Annotated in this window: 16 protein-coding genes and 1 other RNA gene; 11 read left to right on the forward strand and 6 right to left on the reverse strand. The window is 57.9% G+C overall.

The window, feature by feature from the left end; all coding sequences use genetic code 11:
- Nucleotides 1-158: 158 nt before the first annotated feature.
- The 4 genes from A1WC_RS10590 to A1WC_RS10575 are packed head-to-tail and all read left to right on the forward strand — an operon-like array spanning nt 159 to nt 4,199.
- On the forward strand, nt 159-1,157 hold the full coding sequence (locus tag A1WC_RS10590) for an ABC transporter substrate-binding protein (RefSeq protein WP_012967850.1): 999 nt from the start codon (nt 159-161) through the stop codon (nt 1,155-1,157).
- Nucleotides 1,157-2,194 (forward strand): FecCD family ABC transporter permease, encoded by a 1,038-nt coding sequence (locus A1WC_RS10585; RefSeq protein WP_012541383.1) that lies wholly within the window; start codon nt 1,157-1,159, stop codon nt 2,192-2,194. The genes A1WC_RS10590 and A1WC_RS10585 overlap by 1 nt, the downstream gene beginning before the upstream one ends.
- The gene (locus A1WC_RS10580) at nt 2,194-2,955 is read left to right on the forward strand and encodes an ABC transporter ATP-binding protein (protein ID WP_016161302.1); all 762 of its coding nucleotides are present in this window, start codon (nt 2,194-2,196) and stop codon (nt 2,953-2,955) included. Before A1WC_RS10585 ends, A1WC_RS10580 begins: the two co-directional genes overlap by 1 nt.
- Before the next feature lie 56 nt (nt 2,956-3,011).
- Nucleotides 3,012-4,199: an MFS transporter gene (locus A1WC_RS10575; RefSeq protein ID WP_101827383.1), complete on the forward strand. Its 1,188-nt coding sequence runs from the start codon at nt 3,012-3,014 to the stop codon at nt 4,197-4,199.
- Nucleotides 4,200-4,283: 84 nt separating this feature from the next.
- Here the strand turns inward: A1WC_RS10575 and A1WC_RS10570 are convergent, their stop codons facing one another.
- Nucleotides 4,284-5,315, reverse strand: coding sequence for a methionine synthase (locus tag A1WC_RS10570; RefSeq protein ID WP_008804453.1), 1,032 nt, complete (start codon nt 5,313-5,315; stop codon nt 4,284-4,286).
- Between the two features lie 23 nt (nt 5,316-5,338).
- A complete protein-coding gene (locus tag A1WC_RS10565; RefSeq protein ID WP_016161304.1) occupies nt 5,339-6,319 on the reverse strand; it encodes a DUF1852 domain-containing protein in 981 nt (326 codons plus the stop codon).
- 608 nt (nt 6,320-6,927) lie between these two features.
- Between A1WC_RS10565 and A1WC_RS10560 the strand changes: the two genes are divergently transcribed.
- On the forward strand, nt 6,928-7,248 hold the full coding sequence (locus A1WC_RS10560; protein ID WP_012967847.1) for a hypothetical protein: 321 nt from the start codon (nt 6,928-6,930) through the stop codon (nt 7,246-7,248).
- A gap of 97 nt (nt 7,249-7,345) precedes the next feature.
- Here A1WC_RS10560 and A1WC_RS10555 read toward each other — a convergent pair whose 3' ends face one another.
- The 3 genes from A1WC_RS10555 to A1WC_RS10545 form a co-directional block, all read right to left on the reverse strand.
- Entirely contained in the window at nt 7,346-7,594 is a 249-nt protein-coding gene (locus A1WC_RS10555) for a GlsB/YeaQ/YmgE family stress response membrane protein (protein ID WP_002909014.1), read from the reverse strand.
- Nucleotides 7,595-7,797: 203 nt separating this feature from the next.
- A complete protein-coding gene (gene menI, locus A1WC_RS10550) occupies nt 7,798-8,208 on the reverse strand; it encodes a 1,4-dihydroxy-2-naphthoyl-CoA hydrolase (protein WP_008804450.1) in 411 nt (136 codons plus the stop codon).
- Complete coding sequence (locus A1WC_RS10545; protein ID WP_016161305.1) at nt 8,205-11,261, reverse strand: FAD-binding and (Fe-S)-binding domain-containing protein; 3,057 nt, start codon at nt 11,259-11,261, stop codon at nt 8,205-8,207. Before A1WC_RS10545 ends, menI begins: the two co-directional genes overlap by 4 nt.
- Before the next feature lie 218 nt (nt 11,262-11,479).
- Between A1WC_RS10545 and ydiK the strand changes: the two genes are divergently transcribed.
- Nucleotides 11,480-12,592 (forward strand): AI-2E family transporter YdiK, encoded by a 1,113-nt coding sequence (gene ydiK / locus A1WC_RS10540; protein WP_016161306.1) that lies wholly within the window; start codon nt 11,480-11,482, stop codon nt 12,590-12,592.
- Between the two features lie 189 nt (nt 12,593-12,781).
- Nucleotides 12,782-12,889: antisense sRNA RprA (rprA, locus tag A1WC_RS26365), an RNA gene on the forward strand.
- Nucleotides 12,890-12,973: 84 nt separating this feature from the next.
- On the opposite strand, the gene ppsA is transcribed toward rprA, so the two are convergent.
- Complete coding sequence (gene ppsA, locus A1WC_RS10535) at nt 12,974-15,352, reverse strand: phosphoenolpyruvate synthase (RefSeq protein ID WP_012541376.1); 2,379 nt, start codon at nt 15,350-15,352, stop codon at nt 12,974-12,976.
- Nucleotides 15,353-15,427: 75 nt separating this feature from the next.
- Here ppsA and A1WC_RS27965 point away from each other — a divergent pair, with 75 nt between their 5' ends.
- The 4 genes from A1WC_RS27965 (at nt 15,428) to hemP (ending at nt 18,061) form a co-directional block, all read left to right on the forward strand.
- Nucleotides 15,428-15,547, forward strand: coding sequence for a hypothetical protein (locus A1WC_RS27965; protein ID WP_012541375.1), 120 nt, complete (start codon nt 15,428-15,430; stop codon nt 15,545-15,547).
- A 144-nt stretch (nt 15,548-15,691) separates the two neighbouring features.
- Complete coding sequence (locus A1WC_RS10530) at nt 15,692-16,525, forward strand: pyruvate, water dikinase regulatory protein (protein WP_002909061.1); 834 nt, start codon at nt 15,692-15,694, stop codon at nt 16,523-16,525.
- A 154-nt stretch (nt 16,526-16,679) separates the two neighbouring features.
- Entirely contained in the window at nt 16,680-17,726 is a 1,047-nt protein-coding gene (gene aroH / locus A1WC_RS10525) for a 3-deoxy-7-phosphoheptulonate synthase AroH (protein WP_008804446.1), read from the forward strand.
- Between the two features lie 155 nt (nt 17,727-17,881).
- A complete protein-coding gene (hemP, locus tag A1WC_RS0125195) occupies nt 17,882-18,061 on the forward strand; it encodes a hemin uptake protein HemP (RefSeq protein ID WP_012967843.1) in 180 nt (59 codons plus the stop codon).
- Nucleotides 18,062-18,075: the final 14 nt, after the last annotated feature.

Raw genomic sequence — 18,075 nt, forward strand, 5'->3', positions numbered from 1 at the left:
TCCGCCCCATCGCGCGGGCATTTCATTGCCTGCTGAAATAGTCACTCATTGACACTGTAAATATGGCATTGTATAAAACCCCGCCCCAATAATGAGTTTCATTTGCATTACTCCCATTTGCTGGTCATCCACTCGCCTGTTTACAAGGATAGCGTTTAATGAAGAAGGTCCTCTGCGCGTTAGGCTTGATGTTCACCGCCGTCAGTTCCGCGCTGGCAACAACCTACCCCCTGACGATTGAAAACTGTGGCTATCAGGAGACCTTCACCCGGCCGCCGGAGCGCGTGGTCGCGCTGGGGCAAAATACGGTCGAAATTCTGCTGCTGCTCGGGCTGCAAAAGCAGGTGGTCGCCAGCGCCTTTTGGCCGACCAGCGTTTTACCGCAGCTGGCTGAGCAAAACGCGAAGATTAAAACCCTGACGGTGGAAATTCCGAGCCTGGAATCCGTGCTGGCGCAAAATCCCGATTTCGTTCCCGCCCAGTTACCTCTTCTACTGGGGCCGGAAAGCAAAGTCGCTAAGCGTGAAGATCTCGCTACCGTCGGCGTAAACAGCTACGTCTCACCGGGGATGTGCGCCACCAAAAAGGCCACCGGCGATATGTATGGCAGCCGGCAAAAGCTGTGGGATATGACCTGGCTGTATCAGGAAATTAGCGATTTTGCCCGCATTTTCAACGTCGAAGATCGTGGTCAGGCGCTGATTGCCGATTTCAAAAAACGTGAAGCCGACCTGCGCCAGGAGTTTGGTAAAAGCAAAAAGGATCTCTCCTTCGTCTTCTGGTTCTCCAGCGCCTCACCTTCGGCCGATGCCTATGTTGGCGGCAAAAACAGCGCCTCCGGATTTATCGCCAGTGTGCTGGGCGGACATAATGCGATTACCTCCGAAACCGAGTGGCCCACGGTGAGCTGGGAGAGCATTATTGCCGCCAACCCGGATGTGATCGTGGTCTCCAGCCTGGATCGTAACCGCTGGGCGCTGGATAAGGCCGAGGAGAAGATCAAATTCCTCAAAAGCGATCCCGCCGTCAGCCAGCTGGAGGCCGTGAAAAAAGGCCATATCGTGGTCATGGACGGTCAGGCGATGAACCCGACCATCCGCACGCTTTATGGCGCGGAACAGGTGGGCGAGCAGCTGAGAAAAATGGGGCTGAACTGATGAGCGTCGCCGTGCTTCAGACGCGCCGCAGCATGCTGCTCACCGGCTGGTGTTTACTGGCCGTGATCGTGCTGGCGCTGGTGATAGCGGTGGGCGTCAGCGTCGGCGAGCTGGCCATCCCGCTGCAGAATGTCTTTTACGCTATCAGCAACAGAACCGGCTTAACCGCTGAGCCTCTCAACCGTATCTATGAGAGCGTGATCTGGGATTTCCGCCTCAGCCGCGCGCTGGTCGCCGCCTGCTGCGGCGCAGGCCTCGCTATCTGCGGCGTCGTGCTGCAAAGCCTGCTGAAAAATGCCCTCGCGGAACCCTACGTCCTCGGCGTCTCCGCCGGGGCCTCCACCGGCGCGGTGTCGATCGTGGTGTTGGGCCTTGGCGCTGGCGCGATTTCCCTCTCGGCAGGCGCCTTTGCCGGGGCCTTCGCCGCCTTCGCCTTTGTCGCCTTGCTGACTAATGGCGCGCGCGGCGGCAATGAGCGTACGATTCTGGCGGGCGTTGCCGCGTCACAGTTATTTAACGCCATCACGGCTTACACCATCAGCACCTCCGCCAGCGCGCAGCAGGCGCGCGATGTGATGTTCTGGCTGCTGGGCAGCTTCAGCGGCGTCCGCTGGCCCGAATTCCAGCTGGTCATCGTGGTGGTGCTCGCGGGCCTGGCGGTCTGCCTGTGGTATGCCCGGGCGCTGGATGCATTCACCTTCGGCGATGATGCCGCCGCCTCGCTGGGGATTGCCGTGCCACAGGTACGCCTGATCCTCTTCACCACTGCGGCGCTGATCACCGCCACCATCGTCAGTATGGCCGGCTCGATCGGCTTTGTCGGCCTGGTGGTGCCGCACGTGATGCGCTTCTTCTTTGGCCCGCTACACCGGACGTTGCTGATCGCCAGCGCGCTGGCAGGGGCGATCCTGATGGTGCTGGCGGACATTGCGTCGCGCCTGCTGATTGCCCCGCAGAGTCTGCCCGTTGGGGTGGTAACCGCCCTGGTTGGGGTGCCTTTCTTTGCCGTGATTATCTACCGCTCAAGGAATAAGTGATGAGTATTTGCGCTGAAAATATCACCTGGAAGGCAGGCAAAAAGGTCATCGTCAATAATGTCTCGCTGCGGGTGTCGCGCGGCGAAACGGTCGGACTGCTGGGGCCCAACGGCTGCGGCAAATCCTCGCTGCTGCGCGTTCTGGCGGGCCTGCGCCGCCCGGATGCGGGTCGCGTCACCCTCGACGGCCAGGACATCACCCGGATGGCGAAAAAGCAGCTCGCCCGCCGCGTGGCTTTCGTCGAGCAACACGGCATGACCGAGGCCAATATGCGGGTGCGCGACGTCGTGCGCCTGGGGCGCATTCCCCACCACTCCCCGTTTTCAAACTGGAGCGCTCAGGATGACGAGGCGATCACCGCCGCGCTGCAGCGGGTAGCGATGCTGGAGAAAAGCGAGCAGGGATGGTTAAGCCTCTCCGGCGGCGAGCGGCAGCGGGTGCATATCGCCCGCGCGCTGGCGCAGAGCCCGAGCGAAATCCTGCTGGATGAGCCTACCAACCATCTGGATATACACCATCAGATGCAGTTAATGCAGTTGATCAGCGAGCTGCCGGTGACCAGCATTGTGGCCATTCACGATCTTAACCATGCCGCGATGTTCTGCGATTCGCTGATCGTGATGCAGCAGGGGCAGATCCTCGCCAGCGGGACGCCGGAGGAGATTTTGTCCGAAGCGCTGCTGTGGGACGTTTTCCGGGTGAAAACCAAAATCGAGATCTCCCCTTACCACGGTAAAAAACACATTTATTTCATCGTTTAGGTTGGGCGGATATGCCTCTCTTCTCCCTGCGCCCTGCGGCAACCCTCTGGCCTCCCGTGTTACTGGGAAGTCAGTTCGTTTTTAATATTGGCTTTTACGCGGTCGTTCCTTTCCTCGCCCTCTTCCTGCGCGACGACATGCTGCTCTCGGGGGGACTTATCGGCCTGATCCTCGGGCTGCGCACCTTCTCTCAGCAGGGCATGTTTATCATCGGCGGGACGCTGGCCGACCGCTATGGCGCTAAGGCCATCATCCTCGCCGGCTGCGTCGTTCGCGTCGCCGGTTATCTGCTGCTGGCGTGCGCTACGTCGCTGTGGCCCATTATCCTCGGCGCCTGCCTGACCGGCGTCGGCGGCGCGCTGTTTTCCCCGTCGATCGAGGCCCTGCTGGCGCGGACCGGTACCCACAGCCAGGCCAACGGGAAACGCAGCCGCGCCGAGTGGTTTGCGCTGTTTGCGGTGTGCGGTGAGCTGGGGGCGGTTATCGGCCCGGTGGCCGGAGGGCTGCTGAGCGGGATCGGCTTTCGGCATATCGCCCTCGCCGGCGCGGGAATCTTTCTCCTGGCGCTGCTGGTGCTCTTTTTCTGTCTGCCCGCCGACGGGCACACGACAACAACGCGCAGACGAGTCCCATGGTGGATGCCTTTGCGCCAGCCGCGCTTTGTCGCGTTTATTCTCGCCTACAGCTCCTGGCTGTTGAGCTACAACCAGCTGTACCTCGCCCTGCCGGTGGAGATCCAACGTTCCGGCGGTCGTGAGCAGGATCTGGCGCCGCTCTTTATGCTGGCCTCGCTGTTGATTATCACCCTGCAGCTCCCTCTCGCCCGCTTCGCCCGACGAATTGGCGCCGTGCGCATCCTGCCGGTGGGCTTTCTGCTGCTGTCGGCTTCTTTTGTCAGCGTGGCGTTATTTGCCGCCACCCCGCCCGCCGAAGGCTGGCTGCGATTATTGCCGTCGGCCTGCTTTGTCACGCTGCTCACCCTCGGCCAGATGCTGCTGGTGCCCTCAGCCAAGGATCTGATCCCGCTGTTCGCTGAGGAGTCGACGCTGGGCGCCCACTACGGGGCGCTCGCCACCGCGGGGGGTTGCGCGGTGTTAGCCGGAAATTTACTGCTCGGTCATTTGCTTGACCAGGCGCTCACCCCCTCGCCGCAGGCGGTTTATCCCTGGCTCCTGCTGGCGCTGTTTCCGCTGTGCAGTGCCGTCGCCCTGCGGGCGATCTGCCGCCCGCTGGCGGCAACATGACGCTGAGCGGGCAACAGCCCGCTCAGGAGGTGAACCGGCGATGAGTGACACCGCCAGAGGAAGATAACGGGAATGCGCCCCGCCTTACTTTGCCGCCAGCTCGCGGCGAACGATCTCGGCGCCGGCGCTCAGGGCATGCAGTTTGCCGGTCGCGACATGGCGCGGCAGCGGCGCCATACCGCAGTTGGTGGACGGGTAGAGTTTGTCGGCATCGACGAACGCCAGCGCCTTGCGCAGGGTTTCAGCCACTTCTTCCGGGGTTTCGATAGCATGACTGGCGACATCGATCGCCCCGACCATCACCTTTTTACCGCGGATCAGTTCCAGCAGATCCATCGGCACCCGCGAGTTGTGGCACTCGAGAGAGATAATATCGAGGGAGGATTTCTGCAGCTGCGGGAAGGCCTCCTCATACTGTCGCCACTCAGAACCCAGCGTTTTTTTCCAGTCGGTATTCGCCTTGATGCCGTAGCCGTAGCAGATATGCACCGCCGTCTCGCACTTCAGCCCTTCGGTCGCTCTTTCTAAGGCGGCGATCCCCCAGTCGTTGACTTCATCAAAGAAGACGTTGAAGGCCGGCTCATCGAACTGAATAATATCGACCCCGGCGGCCTCTAACTCTTTCGCTTCCTGATTAAGGATTTTGGCGAACTCCCAGGCCAGCTTTTCCCGGCTTTTATAGTGGTTGTCATACAGCGTGTCGATCATGGTCATTGGGCCTGGCAGCGCCCATTTGATCGGCTGACTGGTGAGCTGACGCAGATAGCGCGCGTCCTCCACGAAGACCGGTTTCTGGCGCTCCACGGCGCCCACCACGGTTGGAACACTGGCCTCATAGCGGTTACGAATTTTCACGATCTCGCGTTTGGCAAAATCAACGCCGCTGAGGTGCTCAATAAAGGTGGTGACAAAGTGCTGCCGCGTTTGCTCGCCGTCGCTGACAATATCGATCCCGGCACGCAGCTGGTCGTCGAGGGACAAACGCAGGGCATCGCGCTTGCCGGCCAGTAATTCCTCGCTGGACAGTTTCCAGGGCGACCACAGGGTCTCTGGCTGCGCCAGCCAGGACGGTTTCGGTAAACTGCCGGCGGTCGATGTCGGAAGCCATGTTTTCATAATAAGTAGCCTTTTATTTTGGTTTAGCAAAGCGCGAAGTTAGCAGACCATTGCTCAAGCAACGTCTTGTGCGGGTTGATAAAATGTTGTTGTGTAAATTTACCCTGCTCTATCGCCAACAGGCTGCGCTCTTCCCGGTCATAAACAATTTTTGTTAATGAATGATCCAGGTGGTTGAGATTGGGTTGATAGTATTGCCCCGCCGCGGAATTGGCATTGTAGATCTCCGGGCGGTATATTTTCTGGAACGTCTCCATCGTGCTGATGGTCGCGATCAGCTCCAGGCTGGTGTAATCGCTGAGCAGATCGCCGGTAAAATAAAAGGCTAACGGCGCGACACTGTGCTTCGGCATAAAATAGCGCACCTGCAGGCCCATTTTGCTGAAATAGCGCTCCGTCAGCGACACGCCATCCTGAGCATATTCAATGCCGAGGACCGGATGTTCATTACCGGTACGCCGGTAAACATCTTTGCTGGAGACGCTCAGGCAAATCACCGGCGCCTTGCTGAAGCTGGCCTTATAGGCGCTGGATTGCACGAAATCCTTAAAGATATTGCCATGCAGCTCGCCAAAGTTATCGGGCACGCTAAAGCTACCCCGGTTTTTATTATGTTCCAGCAGCAGCACGCTAAAATCATAATCCCGCACATAGGAGGAGAAGTTATTACCGGCGATACCGGCATGGCGCTCTCCGCTCTTTTTATCGACAATATGCGTTTGCAGGATCTCTATCACCGGGAAGCTGGCGCCATTCTGAGCAATATTCATCTCGACAGAAATAATATCCAGTTCCACCGCATAGCGATCGTTATGAGGATTATCCCAGTGCGCCAGGGTATTAAACCGGTTATTCATCATGATTAACGTATTGCGCAGATTTTCCTGACGGTTCTCCCCTCTGGCTAAATTGGCAAAGTTGGTGGTAATACGCGTATTTTCCGCGGGGTTATAGTTTTCATCAAAACGACTGCGCTTAATCGTATAGGTAAATTCGTTAGTCATGGCGATTGTCCATTCTGGTGTTGGGTATGAAGCTGAATGAGCAGATTGCCATTCCACAAGCAACGCGGGGTCAGGCCTGGCGCGCTTCAACCGATAAATGTTGTTGATTCGTTAATGAGTCTATTTTTGCCAGAGTCGGCGGTGGAGGGAAAGCGACTTAAATTCATTGCAACATGAGCCATCCTCATGTTGCTCCGCTGAGCGCTGGTTGCAAGGTGTGGAACCGGTCGTGGTCATGGCGCTATGGTCAGGCGCGGGCAACTCAGGCAACATCTGGCGAATAATCATTTGTCCAGTGAATATATGCCAGGGTACAATCTTTAACCACTATAATAGGTGCTTTGACGTCGCCGCCGTGCCGTACCCGTTTGCTGGAGCTTTTGTCGTAAAGAATGATTGTTGATATCAGTATTATGTCGATGTGCATGGCCGTGCTGCTGATTATGAGCGTACTGCTGAACTAAAATGCTTCCCCAATGACACAAGCTCTCATCTGACCTTCACATTCGCGAAGAAAAAAGGAGATTCAGAGGATTCGCGTCGCATGGGATTGTCCCGCCTGCCGCCGCCCTCTACTCTTTTGATACTTGCTAATCGAGGAATACCAGATGAAAAAAGCTTTGACTGCCCTGTTCGCCATCGCCGCGGTTGCCGCCGCCAGCGCCTTTGCGGCCGATAAAACCGACGTCCCGGCGCCCGCCGTTGATAACGGGGCCCGCCCCCCGCTGGAGATGGGCCGTGGCCCCCTGCCGCCGTTCCCGCCGCAGCTTCCGCCGCACAGACCGGTGCTGTTTTCGGCCACGGTAGCGACCGATACGCCGGCAGAAACCATTAACAAACTGACCGCGCTGATCCCGGCCAGCCCGGCGAAGCACTACGAAGTTCACGTTGAGGTGGTGCCCGTTACCGGGGATGCCGACGGGCAATAGCCCTTGCGCGGGTCGCCTGACCTGGGCACTGCAATAAAAAAAGCTGCCGCTTATCGCGGCAGCTTTGTTAACGAGAATGAAACAGAATGGCTGAGAATTAACTGCGCACTTTCCGGTAGATAAACAGCACGACCAGCGCGCCGATTACCGCAACCACAAAGCTGCCGAAATTAAACCCGTCGACCTTGCCAAAACCAAACAGGGTACTGATCCAGCCGCCGACCACGGCGCCGATGATCCCCAGAATAACGGTGACAATAAACCCGCCGCCGTCTTTCCCCGGCATAATCCACTTGGCTAAAATACCGGCAATAAGTCCAAAAATGATCCAGGAAAGAATACCCATGGTTAACCGTCCTCTTGTTACCTTTAAGCATTTAGTATTGAAAAGAGTAGCATATATAACGCGAGTGGATCGGCAATAATATATTTATTAGATAATTCCTTGCCGCTGCAGGGTGGTCCGTGCGACAAAATCTCTGGTCCTGACAAACCCGTTACCGTTTATTACCCTGAAAAAAGGGAGGCTATTCGCCTCCCGGTCACTGCTTATATTACTGCGGTGGTTAGCCGCGATGAACAGCATAATCGCGACTGTTCGTCGAAGATTTCGATTTGCCAGACCTGATGACGAGTGCCGACGTGCAGCGCTTTACAGACCCCCCGCACCCGGCCCCCGCGCGCCGAACGAATGTGGTTGGCGTTAACCTCCAGCCCCACCACCTTCTGTTCGCCTTCGCTGCACAGATAACCCGCTACCGACCCCAGGGTCTCCGCCAGCACCACCGAGGCCCCGCCGTGCAGCAGGCCAAACGGCTGCTGCGTACGGCTATCCACCGGCATCGTGGCCTCCAGCGTATCGTCGGTAAAGGTCTCAAAGCGAATATCGAGCAGCCCTACCATGTTTCCCTCACCGAGCCGGTTGAGCTGCTCCAGCGTGGCCTGACGTTTCCAAATCATCCTATTATCTCCAGTAACGCCTGCAGCGGATGGCGAACGCCGCTGCCTTCAATGCGCTTCACCTGACTGCGGCAGGAGTAGCCCGTCACCAGACAGCGGTTACGCGGCAGCCGCTGCATCGCCTGCTGCCAGGAGAGCGCGTAAATGGCCAGCGAGTTGGCATGGTTTTTCACTTCATGGCCATAGGTCCCTGCCATCCCGCAACACCCAACGCTGACGTTTTCCAGTTTCGCGCCAAAGTGGGCAAAAATCTCTGCCCACTGTTTTGTCGCCGCCGGTAGCGCGGTCACTTCCGTACAGTGACCGAACAGGTACCAGGGCTCGCCTCCCTGTTCGGGACGGGCGGCGGTCGTCAACGCCTTCGGCAACCACTCATGGACTAACAGCACCTGGAAATCGCCGCGCTTATCGCCAAGGTTTTGCTTATACTCATCGCGGTAGCAGAGCACCAGCGCCGGATCGACACCGACCAGCGGCATGCCAAGCTGCGCCACGCGATTGAGGAAGTCAGCCGTCTTCTGCGCGGTGCGAGCAAAGCGGGTGAGGAACCCTTTGATATGCTGCGCCTTACCGTTCGGAGAGAACGGCAGCAGCACCGGCTGATAGCCTAGCGCTTCGACGAGGCGAATAAAGTCAGCCACCACCTGGGCGTCGTAATAGCTGGTGAAGGGATCCTGCACCACCAGCACCATCTTCGCTTTTTGTTCGTCGCTCAGCGTTTCGAGTTGCTCAAGGGTCATGTTGGCGGAGCGGTGGCCGGCCATCTGCTGCTTCAGCGACGGCGCCGAAAGCAGCGGCAGATCAACCATCCCGATGTGCTTCTCCGACAGCTTTTTCAGCCACGGCTGGTTAATAAAAAAGTTAAAGGTCTTCGGCGCCTGCGCCATCAGCGGCGCATAGGATTCGACCGAGGCCACCAGATGGTCGCGTACTGGGCGCAGGTAGCGGCTGTGATACAGCTGCAGGAAGCGCGAACGGAACTCGGGCACATCGATTTTGATCGGGCACTGGGTCGAACAGGCTTTGCAGGCCAGACAGCCGGACATCGCCTCTTTGACCTCGTGCGAGAAGTCATATTCCCCTTTACGCGCATGCCAGCTGTTCCGCGTGCGCGCCACCAGCGAACGCAGGCTGACGCCCTGCTCCGGCAGCGCCTTCTCCAGCTGGTTGGGATCGACGCCGCGGTCGGCCAGCAGGCGCAGCCATTCACGCACCAGCGTCGCGCGCCCTTTCGGCGAGTGGATGCGCTGGTTGCTGACTTTCATCGACGGACACATCGGACTCTTGACGTCAAAGTTGAAGCACAACCCGTTGCCATTACACTCCATCGCCCCGCGCCAGCTGCTGCGCACCGCGATAGGGATCTGCCGATCCCAGGTGCCGCGCTTCACCGCATCGACTTTCATCATCGGCGCGTCGACGCCTTCCGGAGGACAGATTTTCCCTGGGTTCAGGCGGTTATCGGGATCGAAGACCGCTTTGATCTTCCTAAGTTCGCCGTACAGCACCTCGCCAAAGAAGGCCGGGCTGTACTCCGCGCGGAAGCCTTTGCCGTGTTCGCCCCACAGCAGGCCGCCATACTTCGCCGTCAGCGCCACCACGTCATCGGAGATCTGCTTCATCAGCACCTCCTGCTGCGGATCGCACATATCCAGCGCCGGGCGCACGTGCAGCACCCCGGCATCAACATGGCCAAACATGCCGTAGCTCAGGCCGTGGCTGTCGAGCAGCGCGCGGAACTCGACGATGTAATCCGCCAGATGCTCAGGCGGTACGCAAGTGTCTTCAGCGAAAGGAATAGGCTTGGCGGCGCCTTTGGCATTGCCCAACAGGCCGACGGCCTTCTTGCGCATGGCGTAGATCCGCTCTACGCCATCGAGATCGTGACAGACCTGCCAGCCGATGACGCCCGCCTCGCTGCCGGCCATCAGCTCATCCAGCCGCTGGCACAGGGTAGTGACCTGCTGGTCAATCAGCGTAGCGTCATCCCCGGCGAATTCGACGATATTGAGCCCGAGCATCTCTTTATCCGGCACGTCGGTGATCAGTTCGCTTACCGAGTGCCAGACGATATCCTCGCGCGCCAGATTCAGTACCTTGGAGTCGACAGTCTCCACCGACAGCGCTTTCGCCTGCACCATAAAGGGCGCATTACGCAACGCGGAGTCAAAGGAGTCATATTTAACGTTGACCAGACGGCGCACCTTCGGCAGGCGGGTGATATCCAGCCGCGCTTCGGTAATAAACGCCAGCGTGCCTTCCGAACCGGTTAAAATACGGGTCAGATCGAACTCGCTCATCTCATCGTTAAAGACATGGCGCAGATCGTACCCGGTGAGGAAGCGGTTAAGTTTAGGAAACTTATCAATGATCAGTTTACGCTGCGTCTTGCAGCGCTGGTAGACCGTGTTATAGATCCGGCCAATCGTCGATGGGGTGTTGCCCAGCGTCTCCGCCAGCGCTACCGGCACCGCCTGGGTATCGAGGATATCGCCGCCCATCAGCACCGCTCGCAGACCGAGCACGTGATCCGACGTTTTACCGTACACCAGCGATCCCTGTCCGGACGCGTCGGTGTTTATCATCCCGCCCAGCGTGGCGCGGTTGCTGGTGGAAAGCTCAGGTGCAAAGAAGTAACCATAGGGTTTAAGAAACTGGTTCAGCTGATCTTTGATGACCCCGGCTTCAACGCGCACCCAGCCCTCTTCGGGGTTAATCTCAATGATGCGATTCATATAGCGGGACAGATCGACAATAATCCCGCCGTTCAGCGCCTGGCCGTTGGTGCCGGTGCCGCCGCCGCGCGGCGTGAAGACCAGCGACGTAAAGCGCGGTTCGGCGGCGACGCGCGCCAGCAAGGCCACGTCCGCCGTAGAACGCGGGAAAAGGACCGCATCCGGCAGCAGCTGATAGACGCTGTTGTCGGTGGCCATCGTCAGCCTGTCGGCATAGCTGGTGGCGGTATCGCCGGTAAAACCCTGTTGCTCCAGTACCTGCAAAAAATTCAGCACCAGCTGAACTACCCCTGGTGCCTGAGAAATTTGTGGGATCATCACACTTGACCCTGCCTGACTATGTTGTGTTTGAAAATATTGTGTTGGTGCTAACTAAACGTTTGCGTAGCGCATTCAACTTTTTATCACATTTTTTTCATATGCGCCCACGTGTTTTCTGTGCAAAATCAGCCCGGCAATATTATTGATATTATTATCAGTACATGGATTTACGCGGCGCCAGCTTTTTGGCGCGACTGGAAAGGTAAAATTTCTCTATGATAAACCCCCATCAGCCTCGGGACATTCCGCAAATACTGCTGTCGGTGCTGTTCCTGGCCCTGATTATCATATCCTGCCTGTGGGTTGTGCAGCCGTTTATTCTGTCCTTCGCCTGGGCCGGTACGGTGGTGATCGCCACCTGGCCGGTGCTACTGCGTCTGCAGCGCGTGCTGTTTGGCAAACGGATGCTGGCGGTGCTGGCGATGACCCTGCTGCTGTTTTTGCTATTCGTTATTCCTATCGCTCTGCTGGTCAACAGCCTGGTGGATAACAGCGTCCCGCTGATCAAACTTATCAGCAGTGGAAATGTGACGCTGCCGGATTTCGCCTGGCTGAACAGCGTGCCGCTGGTCGGCGATAAGCTGTATTCCGCCTGGCATGGTCTGCTGGATATGGGCGGCTCGGCGATTATGGCCAAGGTTCGCCCCTATATTGGCACTACCACCAGCTGGTTTGTCGGGCAAGCGGCGCACATCGGCAAGCTGCTGGTCTACTGCGGTCTGATGCTGTTGTTCAGCGCGCTGCTCTACTGGCGCGGCGAGCAGGTGGCCTATGGTTTCCGCTACTTCGCTACACGCCTCGCAGCCAAACGCGGCGATGCGGCGGTGCTGCTGGCCGGCCAGGCCGTGCGCGCCGTGGCGCTGGGCGTGGTGGTGACGGCCCTTACTCAGGCGGTGCTGGGCGGGATCGGCCTTGCCATCTCTGGCGTGCCCTACGCCGCTCTGCTGACCGTGGTGATGATCTTTACCTGTCTGGTCCAGCTCGGCCCTTTGCTGGTTCTGGTGCCGTCGATTATCTGGCTTTACTGGAGCGGGGAGACCACCTGGGGCACCGTGCTGCTGGTGTGGAGCTGCGTGGTTGGCACCATGGACAACGTCATTCGTCCGGTGCTTATCCGTATGGGCGCCGACCTGCCGATGATCCTCATCCTTACCGGCGTCATTGGCGGACTGATCGCCTTCGGCATGATCGGTCTGTTTATCGGTCCAGTGCTGCTGGCCGTCTCCTGGCGTCTGTATGACGCCTGGGTACACGAAGTGCCGCCGCCGCCGAAAGACCCCGATGTCGTCCTCGAAGAGCTTAGCGAGCTGGAGGCTGGGCGCAAGTAATGCCCTGGCAGGCGGGGAGACCCGCCTGTTTCCTTGCCCGCCTATTGTTAAGCAAAATTTATTGATCGCCGGCAACGCGCTGGCCCTGAGCGCCATTCCCCTCGCTTTCCTCCCCAGGTCCTTCACAACAATTTAACTATTGAGAGGAATCTGATCGACGGCAAAGGCCCCGCTGCCTACTATTAGCTCACGGTTATAAATCAACACCTTGATTTATAAGCATGGAAATCCCCTGAGTGAAACAACGAATTGCTGTGTGTAGTCTTTGCCCATCTCCCACGATGGGCTTTTTTTTGTCCTGCGCATCGCCAAAGCGGACAGCCTGCAACAGGCAAAAAAAATCCCCGGCATCGCTGCCGGGGATGTGCTGTCAGGGCGAACTTATTTTTTCAGTTCCGCCAGACCTAACCAGGTTTGCACCACGGTATCCGGGTTGAGGGACAGACTGTCGATCCCTTCTTCCATCAGCCAGGCGGCAAAATCTTCATGGTCAGACGGCCCCTGGCCGCAGATGCCGACGTATTTGCCCTGTTTTTTCGCTGCGCGGATCGCCATCGACAGCAGGGCTTTCACCGCGTCGTTGCGCTCATCAAACAGCTCAGAGACCACGCCGGAGTCGCGATCCAGACCGAGCGCCAGCTGGGTCATGTCGTTCGAACCGATGGAGAAGCCGTCGAAGTACTCGAGGAACTGCTCGGCCAGCAAGGCATTCGATGGGATCTCACACATCATAATGATCTTCAGCCCGTTCTCGCCGCGCTTCAGCCCCTGACGCTCCAGCTCTTCGACCACCGCTTTCGCCTGGGCGACGGTACGCACAAACGGCACCATCACTTCAACGTTGGTCAGCCCCATGTCGTTACGCACGCGCTTCATCGCTTCACACTCCAGCGCGAAGCAGTCGCGGAAGCTTTCGGAAACGTAGCGTCCGGCGCCGCGGAAGCCGAGCATCGGGTTCTCTTCTTCCGGCTCATAACGCTCGCCGCCCACCAGGTTGGCGTACTCATTCGATTTGAAGTCCGACAAACGCACGATGACGCGTTTCGGGTAGAAGGCGGCGCCAAGGGTAGCGATCCCTTCGGTCAGACGGCCGACGTAGAACTCTCTCGGCGAATCGTAGCCTTTCATCAGCTCGCGGATTTCGTTCTGCAGGCCCGGCTCCTGGTCGTCAAACTCGAGCAGCGCGCGCGGGTGAACGCCAATCATGCGGTTGATGATAAATTCCAGCCGCGCCAGCCCCACGCCTTCGTTCGGCAGGCAGGCGAAGTCAAACGCACGATCCGGGTTGCCGACGTTCATCATCACCTTCAGCGGCAGATCCGGCATCTCGCCAACGCTGGAGCTCTTGACGCTGAAGTCCAGCAGCTCGGCGTAAACGTAGCCGGTGTCGCCTTCGGCGCAGGAGACGGTCACGTTCTGGTTTTCCTGAATGCGATCGGTGGCATCGCCGCAACCGACCACCGCCGGGATCCCCAGCTCACGGGCGATAATCGCCGCGTGGCAGGTACGTCCGCCGCGGTTGGTGACGATCGCCGAGGCTTTCTTCATGATCGGTTCCCAGTCCGGGTCGGTCATGTCGGTGACCAGCACGTCGCCAGGTTCGATGCGGTTCATCTCGCTGATATCGTGGATCACCTTCACCGGGCCGGCGCCAATGCGGTGGCCGATGGCGCGCCCTTCGGCGATGATCTGCCCCTGAGCGTGGAGGGTATAACGCTCCATCACCTGGCCGCGGGAACGCACGGTTTCCGGACGCGCCTGGACGATAAACAGCTTACCGGTGTGGCCATCTTTCGCCCACTCGATATCCATCGGACGGCCGTAGTGCTTCTCGATCTGCACCGCCTGCTTCGCCAGCTCCTGCACCTCCTCGTTGGTTAACGAGAAAACATCGCGCTGCGCCTGCGGCACATCTTCGATACGCACCTGCTTGCCGTGCTCCTGAGTCGGCGCGTATACCATGCGGATCTTTTTCGACCCCATGGTGCGGCGCACGATGGCCGGGCGGCCAGCGGCCAGCGTCGGCTTGTGGACGTAGAATTCATCCGGGTTCACCGCGCCCTGCACCACCATCTCGCCGAGGCCCCACGCCGAGGTGATAAACACCACCTGGTCAAAACCGGACTCGGTATCGATAGAGAACATGACGCCGGAGGAGGCCAGATCGGAGCGGACCATCCTCTGCACCCCGGCGGAAAGCGCCACGCCGCGGTGATCGTAACCCTGATGCACGCGATAGGAGATCGCGCGATCGTTAAACAGTGAGGCAAACACGTGCTTCACGGCAACGAGCACGGCGTCAAAGCCCTGCACGTTGAGGAATGTCTCTTGCTGCCCGGCGAAGGAGGCGTCCGGCATATCTTCCGCAGTAGCGGAAGAGCGCACGGCAAATGAGGCCTCGGCGTCATCGGCGGACAGCAGGTCATAAGCATCGCGAATCGCGTTTTCCAGTTCGCTCTGGAAAGGGGTGTCGATGATCCACTGACGGATCTGCGCGCCCGCTTTCGCTAATGCGGAAACGTCGTCAATGTCGGTTTCATCCAGCAGTGCATAAATGCGCTGGTTAACACCGCTTTGGTCCAGGAACTGATCAAAAGCATCAGCGGTGGTGGCAAACCCGTTAGGCACAGAAACACCCATACCGGACAGGTTTGTAATCATTTCACCAAGGGAGGCATTTTTGCCCCCAACTCTGTCTACATCATTCATGCCGAGTTGGTTATACCAAAGCACCAGCGGTGACGAGCCATTGTTGGACATCGAGACAATCCTTTTGTGATTTAATACCAGTGAAAAAAATTTCACGATCGACTGCAGGATTATCCTGACATATTTATGGGGCTGAAAAAAACGGTGAATCGTTCAAGCAAATTATTTTTTCATTTTTCGGACTGTTCCCGCGATATAGCTAACTTGATGATTTTTAGGAATTATGACGAAAAACGCTGGAAATAACGGCAAAAAGAAGAAAATGAACCACCCTTTTCATAAAAAACAAAAATAGCGTTTCAATTTTAACAAGAGACAAATCAAACAGGGATATGCTTAAATTTAATATCCGTATTCAGGCAATTAAACTCATTATACCGGATGGTCAAAATGGAAAGTGCTGTAGATCGCCACGTATTTTATATTTCTGACGGTACCGCCATTACGGCAGAAGTGCTGGGGCATGCCGTGATGTCGCAATTCCCGGTTGCCATCAGCAGCGTGACTCTGCCGTTTGTCGAAAACATCAGCCGCGCGCGGGCGGTAAAGGAGCAGATCGACGCCATCTACCAGCAAACGGGTATTCGCCCGCTGGTGTTCTATTCCATCGTCATCCCGGAAATCCGCGACATTATTCTGCAAAGTGAAGGTTTTTGTCAGGACATCGTGCAGGCGCTGGTGGCCCCGCTGCAGCAGGAGCTCAACCTCGACCCGACGCCAGTGGCCCACCGTACTCACGGCCTGAACCCCGGGAACCTGATCAAATACGATGCGCGTATCGCCGCCATCGATTACACCCTCGCTCACGACGATGGCATCTCCCTGCGTAACCTCGATCAGGCCCAGGTGATCCTCCTCGGTGTGTCGCGCTGCGGCAAGACGCCCACCAGTCTGTACCTCGCCATGCAGTACGGCATTCGCGCCGCCAACTATCCGTTTATCGCCGACGATATGGACAATCTGGTGCTGCCGGCGTCGCTGAAGCCCCTGCAACATAAGATGTTCGGCCTGACCATCAACCCCGAACGGCTGGCGGCCATCCGCGAAGAGCGTCGGGAAAACAGCCGCTACGCCTCTCTGCGTCAGTGTCGGATGGAGGTGACCGAAGTGGAGGCCCTGTATCGCAAAAATAAAATCCCGTGCCTGAACAGTACCAATTATTCTGTTGAGGAAATTGCCACCAAAATCATGGACATCATGGGGCTGAATCGCAGAATGTACTAACACACTAGTACATTATTAAAAATTTGTTTATGCTATCACCCGTGGCCTATACAGGATCATGCCCTGCTCTTGCAATAAGCAGGGATTGGTTTATCGTGATGCGCATCACTTCCCGGCATTTTCGCCGCGGAAGAAACAGATTTTTGAGACCCCAATGAATAAAACAGACGAATTGCGTACCGCGCGCATTGAAAGCCTGGTAACGCCCGCGGAACTGGCCCAGCGCCATCCCGTCACGGCCGACGTGGCCGCCCACGTTTCGGCCTCCCGCCGCCGAATTGAAAAAATCCTCAACGGCGAAGACCGCCGCCTGCTGGTGATTATCGGCCCCTGCTCCATTCACGATACCGACGCGGCGCTGGAGTATGCCCGCCGCCTGCAGGGCATGCGCGAGCGCTACCAGCCGCAGCTGGAGATCGTGATGCGCACCTACTTTGAAAAACCGCGTACCGTGGTGGGCTGGAAAGGCTTAATCTCCGATCCGGACCTCAACGGCAGCTACCGGGTCAACCACGGAATTGAGCTGGCGCGGCGCCTGCTGCTGCAGGTTAATGAGCTGGGGGTACCGACGGCCACCGAGTTTCTCGATATGGTGACCGGTCAGTTTATCGCCGATCTCATCAGCTGGGGTGCCATCGGGGCGCGCACCACAGAAAGCCAGATCCACCGTGAGATGGCCTCAGCGCTCTCCTGCCCGGTCGGGTTTAAAAACGGCACCGATGGCAATACGCGCATCGCGGTGGACGCCATCCGCGCCTCCCGCGCCAGCCATATGTTCCTCTCCCCGGACAAGCAGGGGCAGATGACGATTTACCAGACCAGCGGCAACCCGTACGGGCATATCATTATGCGCGGCGGCAAACAGCCAAACTATCATGCCGAGGATATCGCTGCCGCCGGCGAGGCGCTGCGTGAATTCGATCTGCCGGAACAGCTGGTCGTTGATTTCAGCCATGGCAACTGCCAGAAGCAGCACCGCCGTCAGCTGGAGGTGTGCGCCGATATCTGTCAGCAAATTCGCGCGGGCTCCACCGCCATCGCCGGGATTATGGCAGAGAGCTTCCTGCAGGAAGGCACCCAGAAAGTGGTCCCCGGCCAGCCGCTGACCTGGGGCCAGTCGATCACCGACCCCTGCCTGAGCTGGGATGACAGCGAAAGGTTATTGAGCGAGCTGGCCGCCGCCACCGCTACCCGTCTGTAACCGCTCCGCCCGTCGCGCCTGCGGCGGGCAATTTCCTTCGGTGACTCCCCTACCAAATCCGGTAACACGATAAATAACGCTTGCCGTCAAAAACAACATTATTGATAATGATTATCATTGTTGCTTTGATTTTTATTTTGAGAGCTATGACGCGTATGGATAACACTGCCACAGCTGAAAAACCAAAAGACAATGCCCCCTATCCCGTGGCGACGGACAGGCAGATTAGCAGTCGGGTGCTGTTAGGTAGCGAAGGACGGGTAGTCATCGAACATGGCGGCCAGCGCTATCTGCTGCGCCAGACCAACGCCGGGAAGTTAATTCTGACCAAGTAAGCGCCCCGCTGAGC

Origin of the sequence: Klebsiella sp. KTE92 (assembly GCF_000398905.1) — a bacterium.
Taxonomy (GTDB): Bacteria; Pseudomonadota; Gammaproteobacteria; order Enterobacterales; family Enterobacteriaceae; genus Klebsiella; species Klebsiella variicola.

Excerpts from the sequence above, each read along its gene's own strand:
- A1WC_RS10590 (WP_012967850.1), top strand. The coding sequence starts at position 159 with ATGAAGAAGGTCCTCTGCGCGTTAGGCTTGATGTTCACCGCCGTCAGT.
- A1WC_RS10585 (WP_012541383.1), top strand. The coding sequence starts at position 1,157 with ATGAGCGTCGCCGTGCTTCAGACGCGCCGCAGCATGCTGCTCACCGGC.
- A1WC_RS10580 (WP_016161302.1), top strand. The coding sequence starts at position 2,194 with ATGAGTATTTGCGCTGAAAATATCACCTGGAAGGCAGGCAAAAAGGTC.
- A1WC_RS10570 (WP_008804453.1), bottom strand. The coding sequence starts at position 5,315 with ATGAAAACATGGCTTCCGACATCGACCGCCGGCAGTTTACCGAAACCG.
- A1WC_RS10565 (WP_016161304.1), bottom strand. The coding sequence starts at position 6,319 with ATGACTAACGAATTTACCTATACGATTAAGCGCAGTCGTTTTGATGAA.
- A1WC_RS10560 (WP_012967847.1), top strand. The coding sequence starts at position 6,928 with ATGAAAAAAGCTTTGACTGCCCTGTTCGCCATCGCCGCGGTTGCCGCC.
- A1WC_RS10555 (WP_002909014.1), bottom strand. The coding sequence starts at position 7,594 with ATGGGTATTCTTTCCTGGATCATTTTTGGACTTATTGCCGGTATTTTA.
- menI (WP_008804450.1), bottom strand. The coding sequence starts at position 8,208 with ATGATTTGGAAACGTCAGGCCACGCTGGAGCAGCTCAACCGGCTCGGT.
- A1WC_RS10545 (WP_016161305.1), bottom strand. The coding sequence starts at position 11,261 with ATGATCCCACAAATTTCTCAGGCACCAGGGGTAGTTCAGCTGGTGCTG.
- ydiK (WP_016161306.1), top strand. The coding sequence starts at position 11,480 with ATGATAAACCCCCATCAGCCTCGGGACATTCCGCAAATACTGCTGTCG.
- ppsA (WP_012541376.1), bottom strand. The coding sequence starts at position 15,352 with ATGTCCAACAATGGCTCGTCACCGCTGGTGCTTTGGTATAACCAACTC.
- A1WC_RS27965 (WP_012541375.1), top strand. The coding sequence starts at position 15,428 with ATGGGGCTGAAAAAAACGGTGAATCGTTCAAGCAAATTATTTTTTCAT.
- A1WC_RS10530 (WP_002909061.1), top strand. The coding sequence starts at position 15,692 with ATGGAAAGTGCTGTAGATCGCCACGTATTTTATATTTCTGACGGTACC.
- aroH (WP_008804446.1), top strand. The coding sequence starts at position 16,680 with ATGAATAAAACAGACGAATTGCGTACCGCGCGCATTGAAAGCCTGGTA.
- hemP (WP_012967843.1), top strand. The coding sequence starts at position 17,882 with ATGGATAACACTGCCACAGCTGAAAAACCAAAAGACAATGCCCCCTAT.